The sequence below is a fragment of the Flavobacterium nackdongense genome (genome assembly GCF_004355225.1).
Lineage (GTDB): Bacteria > Bacteroidota > Bacteroidia > Flavobacteriales > Flavobacteriaceae > Flavobacterium > Flavobacterium nackdongense.
In genome coordinates this window covers 1,255,064-1,267,610 of record NZ_CP037933.1, presented here as the reverse complement: position 1 = coordinate 1,267,610, position 12,547 = coordinate 1,255,064, and the positions used below count along the sequence as shown (strand labels likewise).

Annotated in this window: 14 protein-coding genes; 3 read left to right on the top strand and 11 right to left on the bottom strand. The window is 35.7% G+C overall.

Going from position 1 to position 12,547, the window contains the following annotated elements; translation table 11 throughout:
* Positions 1-22: 22 nt before the first annotated feature.
* Both cysM and epsC read right to left on the bottom strand, forming a co-directional pair.
* The gene (gene cysM, locus E1750_RS05085) at positions 23-910 is read right to left on the bottom strand and encodes a cysteine synthase CysM (protein WP_133275732.1); all 888 of its coding nucleotides are present in this window, start codon (positions 908-910) and stop codon (positions 23-25) included.
* 1 nt (position 911) lies between these two features.
* Positions 912-1,703, bottom strand: a complete 792-nt coding sequence (gene epsC / locus E1750_RS05080) for a serine O-acetyltransferase EpsC (protein ID WP_133275731.1) — start codon at positions 1,701-1,703, stop codon at positions 912-914.
* 243 nt (positions 1,704-1,946) lie between these two features.
* On the opposite strand from epsC, the gene E1750_RS05075 reads away from it, so the two are divergent.
* Together E1750_RS05075 and E1750_RS05070 are read left to right on the top strand one after the other, a co-directional pair.
* Positions 1,947-3,224, top strand: coding sequence for an NRAMP family divalent metal transporter (locus E1750_RS05075; protein WP_133275730.1), 1,278 nt, complete (start codon positions 1,947-1,949; stop codon positions 3,222-3,224).
* A gap of 115 nt (positions 3,225-3,339) precedes the next feature.
* On the top strand, positions 3,340-3,891 hold the full coding sequence (locus E1750_RS05070; protein ID WP_133275729.1) for a Smr/MutS family protein: 552 nt from the start codon (positions 3,340-3,342) through the stop codon (positions 3,889-3,891).
* A 123-nt stretch (positions 3,892-4,014) separates the two neighbouring features.
* Here the strand turns inward: E1750_RS05070 and E1750_RS05065 are convergent, their stop codons facing one another.
* Positions 4,015-4,986, bottom strand: a complete 972-nt coding sequence (locus tag E1750_RS05065) for a hypothetical protein (RefSeq protein WP_133275728.1) — start codon at positions 4,984-4,986, stop codon at positions 4,015-4,017.
* Positions 4,987-5,073: 87 nt separating this feature from the next.
* Between E1750_RS05065 and E1750_RS05060 the strand changes: the two genes are divergently transcribed.
* Complete coding sequence (locus tag E1750_RS05060) at positions 5,074-6,198, top strand: cysteine desulfurase family protein (protein ID WP_133275727.1); 1,125 nt, start codon at positions 5,074-5,076, stop codon at positions 6,196-6,198.
* Positions 6,199-6,202: 4 nt separating this feature from the next.
* Here the strand turns inward: E1750_RS05060 and E1750_RS05055 are convergent, their stop codons facing one another.
* The 8 genes from E1750_RS05055 to E1750_RS05020 all read right to left on the bottom strand — a co-directional run bounded on the left by E1750_RS05055 (position 6,203) and on the right by E1750_RS05020 (position 12,527).
* Positions 6,203-7,180: an MlaD family protein gene (locus tag E1750_RS05055; protein ID WP_133275726.1), complete on the bottom strand. Its 978-nt coding sequence runs from the start codon at positions 7,178-7,180 to the stop codon at positions 6,203-6,205.
* Between the two features lie 7 nt (positions 7,181-7,187).
* Positions 7,188-7,940, bottom strand: coding sequence for an ABC transporter ATP-binding protein (locus E1750_RS05050; protein WP_133275725.1), 753 nt, complete (start codon positions 7,938-7,940; stop codon positions 7,188-7,190).
* A 3-nt stretch (positions 7,941-7,943) separates the two neighbouring features.
* Entirely contained in the window at positions 7,944-8,726 is a 783-nt protein-coding gene (locus tag E1750_RS05045; protein WP_133278082.1) for an MlaE family ABC transporter permease, read from the bottom strand.
* A gap of 183 nt (positions 8,727-8,909) precedes the next feature.
* Positions 8,910-9,320 (bottom strand): hypothetical protein, encoded by a 411-nt coding sequence (locus tag E1750_RS05040; RefSeq protein ID WP_133275724.1) that lies wholly within the window; start codon positions 9,318-9,320, stop codon positions 8,910-8,912.
* A 163-nt stretch (positions 9,321-9,483) separates the two neighbouring features.
* Complete coding sequence (locus E1750_RS05035; protein WP_133275723.1) at positions 9,484-10,737, bottom strand: phospholipase D-like domain-containing protein; 1,254 nt, start codon at positions 10,735-10,737, stop codon at positions 9,484-9,486.
* Between the two features lie 35 nt (positions 10,738-10,772).
* The gene (gene tpiA, locus E1750_RS05030; RefSeq protein ID WP_133275722.1) at positions 10,773-11,525 is read right to left on the bottom strand and encodes a triose-phosphate isomerase; all 753 of its coding nucleotides are present in this window, start codon (positions 11,523-11,525) and stop codon (positions 10,773-10,775) included.
* 95 nt (positions 11,526-11,620) lie between these two features.
* Complete coding sequence (locus tag E1750_RS05025; protein ID WP_133275721.1) at positions 11,621-12,124, bottom strand: TlpA family protein disulfide reductase; 504 nt, start codon at positions 12,122-12,124, stop codon at positions 11,621-11,623.
* A 130-nt stretch (positions 12,125-12,254) separates the two neighbouring features.
* The gene (locus E1750_RS05020) at positions 12,255-12,527 is read right to left on the bottom strand and encodes a hypothetical protein (protein WP_133275720.1); all 273 of its coding nucleotides are present in this window, start codon (positions 12,525-12,527) and stop codon (positions 12,255-12,257) included.
* Positions 12,528-12,547: the final 20 nt, after the last annotated feature.

Below are 12,547 nucleotides of genomic sequence, written 5' to 3'. Positions count from 1 at the left end.
TTAAGTGAAAATATTTCATATATCAATCAAACAAATCCGAAGATAGGTAGCGATCCCCTCGGTCGCATATAATAGCTACGATGACACCAGACTCCATTTGTTCGGCGAGTTTCAAAGCGACCGTTACAGAACCACCACTGCTCATTCCCGCAAAAACTCCTTCTTCTAGTGCCAATCTTTTGGTCATCGCACGGGCTTCTTGCTCGGTAACTTCTATGATGGTATCTACTTTTGAAGCGTCAAATATTTTTGGTAAATATTCCTTAGGCCACTTTCTGATTCCTGGAATTTGAGAACCATCGCTAGGTTGTGCACCTACAATTTGTATTTCAGGATTTTTTTCTTTTAAATAGGTCGAAGTTCCCATTATGGTTCCCGTAGTTCCCATTGCCGAAACAAAATGGGTGACGGTTCCCTGAGTATCTCTCCAAATTTCTGGTCCAGTAGTTTTATAGTGGGCTTTCCAATTGTCTTCGTTGGAAAATTGGTTGAGCATGAAATAACCTCCTTCAGCCACTTTTTTATCGGCTAAATCTCTCGAGCCGATAATTCCTTCTTTCGCAGGAGTCAAAATCACGGTGGCGCCATAAGCTCGCATCGTTTGAGTGCGTTCTTTGGTTGAATCTTCCGGAAGGATTAATTCGATTTCAATATTAAGCAATTGCGCAATCATCGCCAAGGCAATTCCGGTGTTTCCGCTCGTCGCTTCAATAAGTTTATCTCCTTTTTTCAAGTCGCCTCTTTCTAAAGCAGATACAATCATGTTGTAGGCAGGTCGATCTTTTACACTTCCGCCTGGATTGTTTCCTTCCATTTTAAAAAAGAGTTTTACATTCTTGTTTTTAACGAGATTTCGGGCTTCGACTAAAGGTGTGTTTCCAATGAGTTTCAGTATATCTTGGGTATTCATTCTATTTTAGCTCTTTTATTTTTACTTCGGTTATAGTGGTATTTGTCACCACAGATTTTGCTGGAATTGATTTTGTAATCCAAGTATTTCCTCCGATGATGCTATTTTTTCCAATGGTTGTCTCGCCTCCCAAAATGGTAGCATTGGCATAAATGCAAACATTTTTTTCGACAGTCGGATGTCTTTTGGTGCTTTTAAGGTCTTTGCTCACGCTTAATGCACCTAAAGTAACCCCTTGGTATAATTTTACATTTTCTTCAATTACCGTGGTTTCTCCGATAACAATTCCTGTAGCGTGATCGATAAAAAATGGCGAAGCTATTTCTGCTCCTGCGTGAATATCCGTGCCGGTTATCCGATGGGCATACTCGCTCATCAATCTCGAAAAAAGTAACATGTCTAGTAAGTATAATTCGTGACTGAGCCTATAAATGGCAATAGCATGAAATCCTGGGTACGCTAAATATACTTCCTCAATACTATTTGAAGCGGGGTCATTTTCTAAAATAAAAATGGCGTCTTGATTCAGTTTTTCTAGAACAAAAGGCAGTTTCTCAAGGAACTTCCTCCAAATTTCATCACACAAGGCGTCAGGTTTTTTACAAGAAATTTTCGAAATGCCTTTAAATAATTTTTCAAGTTCGTCGATGCTCTCGTCTAACGAAGCATTGGAGTCAAAAAGAGTATAAAACAGTTTTTCAGTAAAAGCTTCTGACATTGTCTTGATCCCATAATTGATAGACGAATGATTTTTTAAGGCCGCAATTGTTTGTATAGTTCGATCTTTAATCACGATGGTTTAATTCAAATGTTAATACAGTAGGTAAAAGTAAGTTGTTTTTGGAAATTGTCGTAGAGATTATGAAAATAAATTTACTTCTGCATGTGGTTTTGTTTTTCTGTTTTTTTATCATAAATACTTTAAAAAAAACTTAAATGTTTAGTCTTTTTATTCGATAAAGACTTTTTAAATGCGTAAATTAGCAAGTATTCTTGAATGGGATTTGTTGTTTTTACTATATTGATTATCCAATAGATGAATAATAAAGCAAAATTAAAAAACAAACTCGGGAGTTTTTGGAAACTTCTTGGACCAGGGCTTGTAACTGGAGCGAGTGACGATGATCCATCAGGAATAGCTACCTATTCGCAAGCTGGCGCTGCCTATGGGCTTTCGACTTTATGGACCGCCTTGATTGCCTTTCCGTTAATGACAGCTATTCAGCAAATGTGCGCCAGAATTGGTCTAGTAACTTCTCACGGATTGACGGGCGCGTTAAAAAATAATTATCCTAGACCGATTTTGTACCTTATGCTTTTATTCAGTTTTCCGGCCATTGTATTGAATATTGGTGCGGATATTGCTGGAATGGGAGCGGTTGGAAATCTATTATTTCCATCAATCGATTCAACTTATTTTAGCGTTTTGTTCACGGCAATTCTATTGGGTTTTATTATTTACCTCCCATATCAAAAAATTGCTGCAATACTAAAATACCTTTGCATCGTGATGTTGGTATATTTCATTGTGCCTTTTTTATACAAGCAGGACCTAATTCAAATTCTCCAGTCCACTTTAATTCCCACGGTAAAATTTGACAAGGAATTTATGAGCGTGCTCGTTGGTATTCTTGGAACAACGATTTCTCCCTATCTTTTTTTTTGGCAAGCCTCTATGGAAGTAGAAGAAAGAAATAAAATAGAGAACAAAAAACATCTGATAGTAAACAAAAAGATTATTCAGGAAATAAATGAAGATGTTGATTTTGGGATGACTTTTTCTGGTTTTGTAATGTATTTTATCATTTTGACTACAGGAACGGTTTTGTATGCAGGAGGCATTCATCAGATTGACACAGTAGAGCAAGCAGCAATTGCTTTGAAGCCATTGGCAGGGAATTTGTCTTATCTTCTTTTTGCTGTCGGAATAATTGGTACCGGACTTATTGCTATTCCGGTTTTGAGTGGTTCACTTTCCTACATTATAACAGAAACTTTTGGATGGGAGCAGGGGCTTGATAAAAAGTTCCACGAAGCCAAAGCATTTTATACCATTATTGGAATTTCTTTACTTTTGGGATTATCACTAAATTATATCGGTTTTTCGCCTGTTAAGGCATTGATCTATACTGCTATTCTTTATGGACTTACTGCCCCAGTCCTAATTGCAGTCATTCTTCATATTTCGAATAATAGAAAAGTGATGGGGCGATTCACAAATACTAAAATTGCAAACTTTTTTGGTTTCACTACTCTTCTAGTGATGACGGCTGCCGCTGTGACTTTACTTTTTTTGCAGTTAACGACGGATTAAAATCTTTACCCATTAAGGCAGAAAGATTTTTGATAATACATGATACTATTTCAAAGTTCATTACTTTTGGGAGGCGATAATCAAAACACAAAATAGTAATCCAAAAATAGAAAAAATGTTCAATAAAGGAGATCAAGTTTCGGTTTTAGACGAAGATGTAAATGGGGTAGTGCTTTCGGTCAAAGACAGGCAAATTACCATAGAAACTACCGATGGATTTGTGATGACTTATTTTGTCAACGAATTAATTAAAACTCATAATTCCAACAACTTAATGAAATCTATCGGAAGAATAGATGTAGTTGGGATAGCTAAGGAAAAAGAAATCCCAAAACCTAGAAGTTTTGTCAAAGAGAAGAAAGATAAACGTGAAATTCCAGCTCCTGAATTCGATTTACACATCGAAAAATTAGTTCCCAACAAACGAGGAATGTCTAATTATGACATCTTAACTTTACAGACCGAAACCGCTAAAAGGCATATTGAATTTGCTATAAAAAACCGCATTCCTAAAATTGTTTTTATCCATGGTGTTGGCGAAGGTGTCTTAAAATCGGAGTTGGATTTTTTGTTAGGACGTTATGATAATATTGCTTTTCAAGACGGGAATTACCAAAAATACGGACAAGGTGCAACCGAAGTTTATATCAAGCAAAACAGTAAATAAGCTCTATAAACAAAAAAATGAGTTCTAAATCAAAAAAATAAACCACAAACTCGAAATTAAATTGGTCCGCATAAGGCAATTTAATTTCGATTTTGTGGTAAACTATTTTTAAAAATCCTTCTGTTAGAAAGTGATTAACTCCCCGTACGTAAAAACGTCGCCCAATTTAAAACTACTATTTCCCTTTTTCAAGGTAGCGTTTTTGATTACAATAGTATGTTTAAATGCAGTTGTGCCGCTTTTTATCGTGGTTACTTCAATGATTCCGCTAACGTTATCAATTCCATTCACACCATTCCATTCTTCGCTCACAGTAGGCAGTGCAGGTTGAATAAGATTGCAGAAATAACTGGGTGTTAGCACGCCATTGGAGTAAAGTCGGTATACAAGTTGGTTTTTCGCAGCACCAATAAGTGCCGTTCTTGGACTATTTACTGGGGTTTCTACATTGCTAATAAGCGAAGGTTCGAGTTTGTCTAAAGTTAATGATTCTCCGCTTGTATAATTATAGACTTGTTTGGTGGTCGTGTTAGAGCATTGCTCCAAGGTTTTATCAAATCCAAAAGGCAAAGGCGTTGCCGGTGTCACATAGTCGCCAAACACGAATGTTTCGTATACTTGTGTACCATTTGTTTTTAAAAATGTGATGTTTTTGAAAACGATTCGATGCTTATAACCTGTAATCACGGTGCTTCCCGGGATACTTCCGGCTGAAGTTACGGTAGTGGTTGTGATTTCTATTTTTCCCGAAGTTGCCGTCCATTGATCTGTAATATAGGGTTTTGCGGGAGGAATTGTGTTGCAAATATTGTCAGCACTCACCGTTCCATCATAAAATCGGTACACCACTCGATTGGTTGAATTGTCTATATCTATGACAATTGGGGACGAAGGGTCAGTCGGTTCATTTACGAAAGTGGAGTTTGGGATTTCTAGTAATAAAGCCTCTTTTTCTTTGAGTTTGTAAATGATGTCGTTAGACCCACAACTTTGGGTTGGAGCATCTTCAAAATCTATCGTTTCTAAAGTTAAATTACCATCATCACATCCATTTAAAAAAAGTGCAAAAATCAATAGGCTAAAAACTCTTTTCATCGTCTAAAATATTTGGGGCAAAAATAGTGAAAAAATTGCCAATTGATAGTACTGCATTCACAATTGATATTTCATAACTTTGCTACTATGAAAAAAGTATATCTCGATAATGCCTCAACTACTCAACTTCGGCCGGAAGTGGTTCGCGAAATGACGAAAGTTTTGGCGGAAGATTTTGGAAATCCATCCTCAACGCATAGTTTTGGACGAAATGCTAAAAGTGTTTTAGAGCTGTCCAGAAAGTCGATTGCCAAGATTTTGAATGTGTCAGCTCAAGAAATTGTCTTTACTTCTTGTGGAACCGAAGCCAATAATTGGATTCTTCGCTCTGCCGTTCGGGATTTGAAAGTTAAAAGAATAGTTTTAAGTAAAATAGAGCATCACGCTGTTTTACATACCGTTGAGCATTTGCAAAAAGAATTTGAAATCCAAGTGGATTATGTTTCAGTAAAGCCAAATGGAGAAATCGATTTGACTGATTTGGTCGATTTGCTTTCGCAAGATATCAAAACTTTGGTGAGCTTAATGCACGTCAATAATGAAATTGGAACGGTCTTGAATATTGAAAAAGTGGGTCGGATTTGTGAACAAAACAATGCCCTTTTTCATTCGGATATGGTGCAATCTGTCGGTAAGTTGGTAATAGATTTAAAAACAACATCCATTGATTTTATGGTGGCGAGTGCGCACAAATTTCACGGACCCAAAGGAATTGGATTTGCATTTATTAAGAAAAATTCAGGTTTGCAACCCTTGTTTTTCGGTGGTGAACAAGAGAAAGGCTTGCGTCCCGGCACCGAAGCTGTACATCAAATAGTGGGAATGGCCAAGGCTTTGGAACTTTCGGATGCTAATTTGGCAACCGAAAGAAATCACATTCAGGGATTGAAAAATTATTTAATTGCTCAACTGGAAATTGAATTTCCTGCCTTTGCAATCAATGGAACTTTGGATGGAATTGATACTATTTTGAATGTTTTATTGCCTTTTCCTGATACCAAAACTTCGATGATTTTATTTAATTTAGATATGAAAGGAATTGCGGTTTCTCGTGGTAGCGCTTGTCAATCGGGGAGTATAAAGCCGTCTCACGTATTGGCTGAAATGCTTTCGAAAGAAGATTTGAAAAAACCAAGTTTACGCATTTCTTTCAGTCATTACAATACTAAAGATGATATCGATTTGTTTGTCGCAGCTTTGAAAACCATTTAAAAGACTATTTTTTTTGTGTTTTAGCTTTTTCTTTTTCCTGTTTTTTGAAATAGCCACGAAGTAAAAAATTATGCTGCATGGCTTCTAAATCTTCGTTCAGTTTAATGCTCGCCGAATTGATATTGGTCATTGTAGAATCAATTTTTCTAACAAGTTCAGGATCGTTTGCTAGATAATTTATGGCTCCTTTCCCGTCTTTGATATTGATAATTGCAGCGTTGAGATTCGTGACTACTTTGTTGATTTCAGCCGATGATCGCTCTAAATTGGCAATGGTTTTTTTAAAATCATTAGCTACAGCTGTATCTTTTATTACACCTATCACGTTATTTTTATTATCAAGTGATACTATAATTTGGTTTAACTTAAGTATTGATTTAGAAGTACTTTCAGTTGTTGTTCTTAAATTTCGAATGGTTTCTGCGAGGTCTTTTGAAACGCTGGTGTCGTTCAGTAACGTTCCAATTGTTCCTTTTCCTTTGATGATTTCGGTAGTGATTTTAAGCAAATTTGCCGTAAGCGCCGCCGCATTTTGATTGGTTACATTTAATGTGCTTAACATGTCTTCGGTGCGAATGCGATTGAAGGAACGAATTTTATCACCTGATGCTACTGAGGCTTGGTTTCCTTTCCCGGGAAGGATGTTAATAATCATATTTCCGACCAATCCATCGGAGCCAATTGTGGCAATTGCATCTTTTTTGATATAGGAAAAAATAGATTTATCTATAATCATATCGACGCGAATACTAGTGTCATTTATCATTTCGATGCCTCGTACAGTTCCTACGCTTATTCCGGAATACCGAACGCTATTGCCTAATTGTAAGCCGTTTATATTGTTAAAAACGGTCTCCAAATGATTTGTTTTTCCGAACATATTTTGCTTTTGGCCAATGAAATAAACGGCGAGTATAAAAATCAATAATCCAATGATTACGAAAAGTCCAAGGTTTATTTTTTGTGAAGCTGTTTTTTCCATTTTTAATTTATTTAAAGAAAGCTTGTATTTTTGGGTCTTTTGAGGCAATTAATTCATTAAAAGTACCTTCCGCATAATTGATGCCATCGACTAATAAAATCATGCGATTCGAAATGGCTCGAGCACAATCCACATCGTGAGTGATAATTAAAGCAGAGGTGTTGTATTTTTTTTGAACGGATTGCATTAGCAAAATAATTTCTTTGGCAGTTATGGGGTCTAATCCGGTCGTGGGTTCGTCGTATAGAATGATTTTGGGTTGTAAAATCAAGGTCCTGGCCAGTGCAATTCGTCGTTTCATTCCACCCGAAAGTTCTTCAGGCATTAAATCAATCGTTTTGGCTAAACCTACATTTTCTAAAGCTTCCATTACTAAAGGGGTGGTGTCTAGTATCACTCCAAATTTTTTGGTATGGCGACGCAACGGAAATTCTAGATTTTCTCGAACGGTCATCGAATCATAAAGTGCACTTCCTTGAAAAAGAAAACCAACTTCGGTACGCAATTCGTCTAGTTCTTCGTGTTTCAAAGTGCTAATATCTTTGTCCATTACTTTGATTGTTCCGCTATCAGGCTCTTCGAGACCGATCAAGCATTTTATCATCACCGATTTTCCGGAACCAGATTTACCCATAATCACCAAGTTTTCGCCTTCGACTAATCGCATATCAAAGCCATTCAAGACCTGATTGTCACCGTAGCTCTTTTTCAGGTCTTTGATTTCTATTATGGTCTTATTATTTTTTGAGAAGGCTTCCATTAGTTATAAATCATAAAAAATATCGGTTATAAAAACGGCAACAAAATCGATTATAAAAAGCAGCATCGAGGTGAAAACTACTGCGGAATTGGCGGCAAGTCCGACACCTGCTGTACCTTTTTTGCAATTATACCCTTTGAAACAACCGACCAATCCGATGGCGAAGCCAAAGAAGAAAGTCTTTATAGTGGCAGGAATCAAATCACCAAATTCCAAAGCTTCGGCTACTTTATTGAAATACAATAAAAATGAAACATTTCCTTTGGTGTTTTCAACAAGGTACGAACCATAAAGTGCAATTATATCGCCAAAAAACACCAGAATAGGAAGCATTAGCGTAGTCGCCAAAATTCTTGTCACAACCAAATACTTGAAAGGATTTGTTCCCGAAACTTCCATCGCGTCGATTTGTTCGGTCACTCGCATCGAACCTAATTCGGCTCCAATTCCAGAACCAATTCGTCCTGCACAAATTAGGGCGGTTATGATGGGACCAATTTCTCGAATAATCGAAATGCTGACCATAGAAGGCATCCAAGATACAGCTCCAAATTGCTGTAAGGTTGGTCTTGATTGTAAGGTAAAAACTAATCCGATGATAAAACCGGTGACGGCTACCAAGAGGAGGGAACGGTTTCCCATATTGTAGCATTGCCTTAGAAATTCTTTGAATTCGCAAGGGCGTTTGAAAACTTCTTTAAAAAAACGAGCTGCAAACTGAGAAAGTTCTCCAATATCAAGAAGGAAAGTCTTAAATGATTCGATTATTTTAGAAATAGTTTTCATCATTAGGATGTATTTTGTCAAAAAAAATACACACTAAATTTACGAATAATCTGTTGGTTTTTAAGTTGTTTTGTGGATTTTGTTTTTAAATCCAAAAAATTTATAAACGATATTCCCATTAACAAAAAAATCCGCTGTTAAACGGACTTTGAATGGCAATTAAATTGTGTTTATTAGTACTTTTTATTTCTTTTCAAAATATAAATCTAGTCCATCAACGTATGAATTTCCTAATACCAATGTCCCATTACTTTGATTATAAGTCCATTTTGTAGAATTTATTACAACCATAAATATTTTCGTTTCTGCGCTACTTGGAGATCCTGATAAATAATCATTTTTGAATTCATATTTGTAATTTCCGGCATTATACCCATTATTACTAGTGTTAACATTGAGGTTTGAATTTGAATCAAATTTGTAAATTATATTTTGAGAGGAATAATCTGTAGTACTTTTGCTATTTAATGCATGATAGTGTTCGGACTTCATTAATTTCCATTCTCCTACTATTGGATTTGAAATTTCATTGTCGTTTTGAGAACAACTGATAAATAGCGTTGCTAAAATAGTTAAAAGTAAAATATTTTTCATCTTTGATAAATTTAAGCTATGTTTAATTATATATGAAAATAATAAAAAATTATACAACAACACAAAAATAATAATAATCTATTGATTTAACGCTGTTTTATCAATAGTTTATTTGAGTAATTACAACTTTAAATAGATGTTTTACCAATAGTTAGCAAAGGGTCTAATACAATCTTCTGAATCTTTTTTGCGGTAAGTAGGTGACCATTATTTCAATAGTTCTAGTGGTCCAATACGAAAGCCAATTGATTAATTTTGAAACTAAACCGTACTTCAACGTAAGCGTTTCGGGAGTAATTCTTTCGCATTGCGCGATAATCTCCGTTAAATGTGTCAAATAATCCTTTGCAAATTCCTCCGAATCGATGGCTACATTCATTTCGATACTGGCATACGAGCTTAAATTATTCAGGTTAAACGAACCAATGGTGCTCCAATTTTGATCAATCACGGCTGTTTTTCCGTGCAAAACCGATTTTTTCCATTCGTATAATTCGATATTGGATCGTAAAAGTTTTGAATACAAATGACAGCTCGCTCGTCTCGCCATAGGCACATCGGATACTCCTGAAAGAATTAACTTGATGGTAACCTTATTTTGTGCTGCATTTTTAAGGGTGTTTATCAATTTTTTTCCGGGAAGGAAATAACTACTCACGATTACAATTTCATTTTTGGCAGTACTAATTTTATTGATATACGCTTTGAAAACCTCATTTTTTCTCTTCAGCCAGTCATTTTGAAGCACTTTAACCATCATTCCGCCTGAGGTTCCAAAAACCGATTTTATTTCTTTTCTGCGAATAAATCTTTTTTTTAAATAAAGGTCAGTGCACAATTCTTGCAATGATTTTGCAATTTTGTCATCATTGATTTCTACAGCGTAGTCAAGCCAAGGTATTTCATTCGGGGTTCCGTGGTATTTTTCGGCAATATTGATACCGCCAATTAGAACTTTTTTGGCATCAGCAACAACTATTTTGTGATGCAATCTTCTTCCAATGTATAAAGAATTTGCGGAGAAAAAAGGAGAAAAAATTCTGAACTCTATTCCCATTTTCGATAGTTCATTGCTAATTTCTGTTGGAAAGGATAAGGAACCAAAACCATCGAGTAGAATATAGATTTTCACTTTTCTAGATGCAGCCAATTTCAAGGCGGAAATAATTCGTTGACCAGTTGAATCGTTGTCTAAAATATAAGTTTGAAGGTGAATTTCGAATTTCGATTCTAAAATGATTTTCTCAAGGCGAGAAAAATAATCTTCTCCACTATGAACTAGTGTTATTGTTTGTGGAATAGCAGTAGATTTGTTCGAAGAAACCATTTGAAATGTGATAAAAGTACCTATCAAATTTACGAAATTAGTGTTTACATCGGTTAGAAACAAAATTAAAAAATCCCCAACTATTTTCATAATTGGGGACTCTTTTAAAAAGTGAATCTAAACTTTTAGATAGCGTTTACGATTGCCATAAAATCTTTGGCGTTAAGCGCTGCTCCACCAATTAGACCGCCGTCTACATCTGGTTTAGAGAAAATTTCTTTGGCGTTGTCTGGTTTTACACTTCCACCATAAAGGATAGAAACATCTTCGGCGATATCGCTTCCAAAAGCTTTGCGAACCGTTTCTCTGATGAATTCGTGCATTTCTTGCGCTTGTTCTGGACTAGCCGTTTCGCCTGTTCCAATAGCCCAAACTGGTTCGTATGCCAAAACGATTTTTTCCCAATCTTTGGCTTGAAGATGAAACAAACCATCTTTCAATTGGTTTTCAACGATATTGAAATGGTTTTTCGATTGACGGTCTTTCAATTCTTCGCCAAAGCAAAAAATAACAGTCATATCGTGTTGCAAAGCCGTGTCCACTTTGCTAGCAATCAAGGCATCCGATTCGTGAAAAATAGCTCTTCGTTCTGAATGCCCAAGAATTACCGTATTTACCCCAACACTTTTAAGCATATCGGCTGCGATTTCGCCAGTGTAAGCGCCACTTTCGGCTTGGTGCATATTTTGTGCAGCTACTTGGATTGGAGTTGACTCCAAAAGGCTAGTGGCCAACACCAAATTGACAAATGTAGGTGCTACAATTACTTCTTTGTTATCTTCTTTCGAAACTTGAGTTTTTAATTCGTTTAATAATTCTGCAGTTTGAGTGGCATTTTTATGCATTTTCCAGTTTCCTGCAACAATCTTCTTTCTCATTTTAATTGTATTTATTGTTTGTTGTTTATTGTTTGATATTTCTCAACAATTGATAAGTTTCCTGCTTCCATCTTCCCACTTCCCACTTCCATTTACTAGCTTCCCGCTTCCAACTTCTTCAATTCAGCATTTATTTTTTCAAAATCGGTTTCGATGGCTCTGTAAATCACTATTTTTCCCGTTTTATCTATAATAATGTATCTCGGAATCCAATCTAAGTCTATTGCTTTTCCGAAAACCCCTTTCATTTGGTCATTAGCCATATAATGATCTCCGATGATTCCGTGTTTTGCGATTCCTTCTTTCCATTTGTCGGCTGTTTTGTCCATCGAAATGAATACATAATCTACCGTAGGATTATTGGCTTGTAATTCTTTGATTTTCGGCATTGCTTTGACACAGTCACCGCACCAAGATGCCCAAACTTCAACAACAAGGGTTTTGCCTTTGTGACTTTTTAGAATATTTTTGAAAGCGACTTGTTTGCCATCATTAGACAATAAAGTTTCTGATAAAGCTTCTTTAGAAAAAGAATTTTTTTGCGCTTGCGAACAAGAGAAACTTGTAACGGCTATAAGCAATAGAAGTATTTTTTTCATTTTTAAAAAGTTTGCCCAAAGTTACATTTTAAATCTAAATTAGCGAAGACTAAAACGCATTATTTCAGGTAATTGTACTATTTCGATTTCGTAAATTTTTGTAATTTATATCTAAAAAAGCTTTACTATTTTATTTCGAATTTTCGTCGGAATTCTCATCTAGATACACTCTTTTGGTTCTTTTTCTTTTCTTAGTAAAATACAATTGTTTGATCGTATAGCCGATGTAAATGCCAGATATTGCCATTAAGGTACATCCAAAAATAACGTGAAAAGTCAAGCCTAAAGGGACTTCATAAATTTTAGACACCACATTCAGAAAGAAATATCCTATTCCAAATACAATGCAACTTATAAAAACTAATATCAATTTCCTTTTTCTTCTTTCTCGTCTACTGCTCATAATCAAATGCAAAATAATAG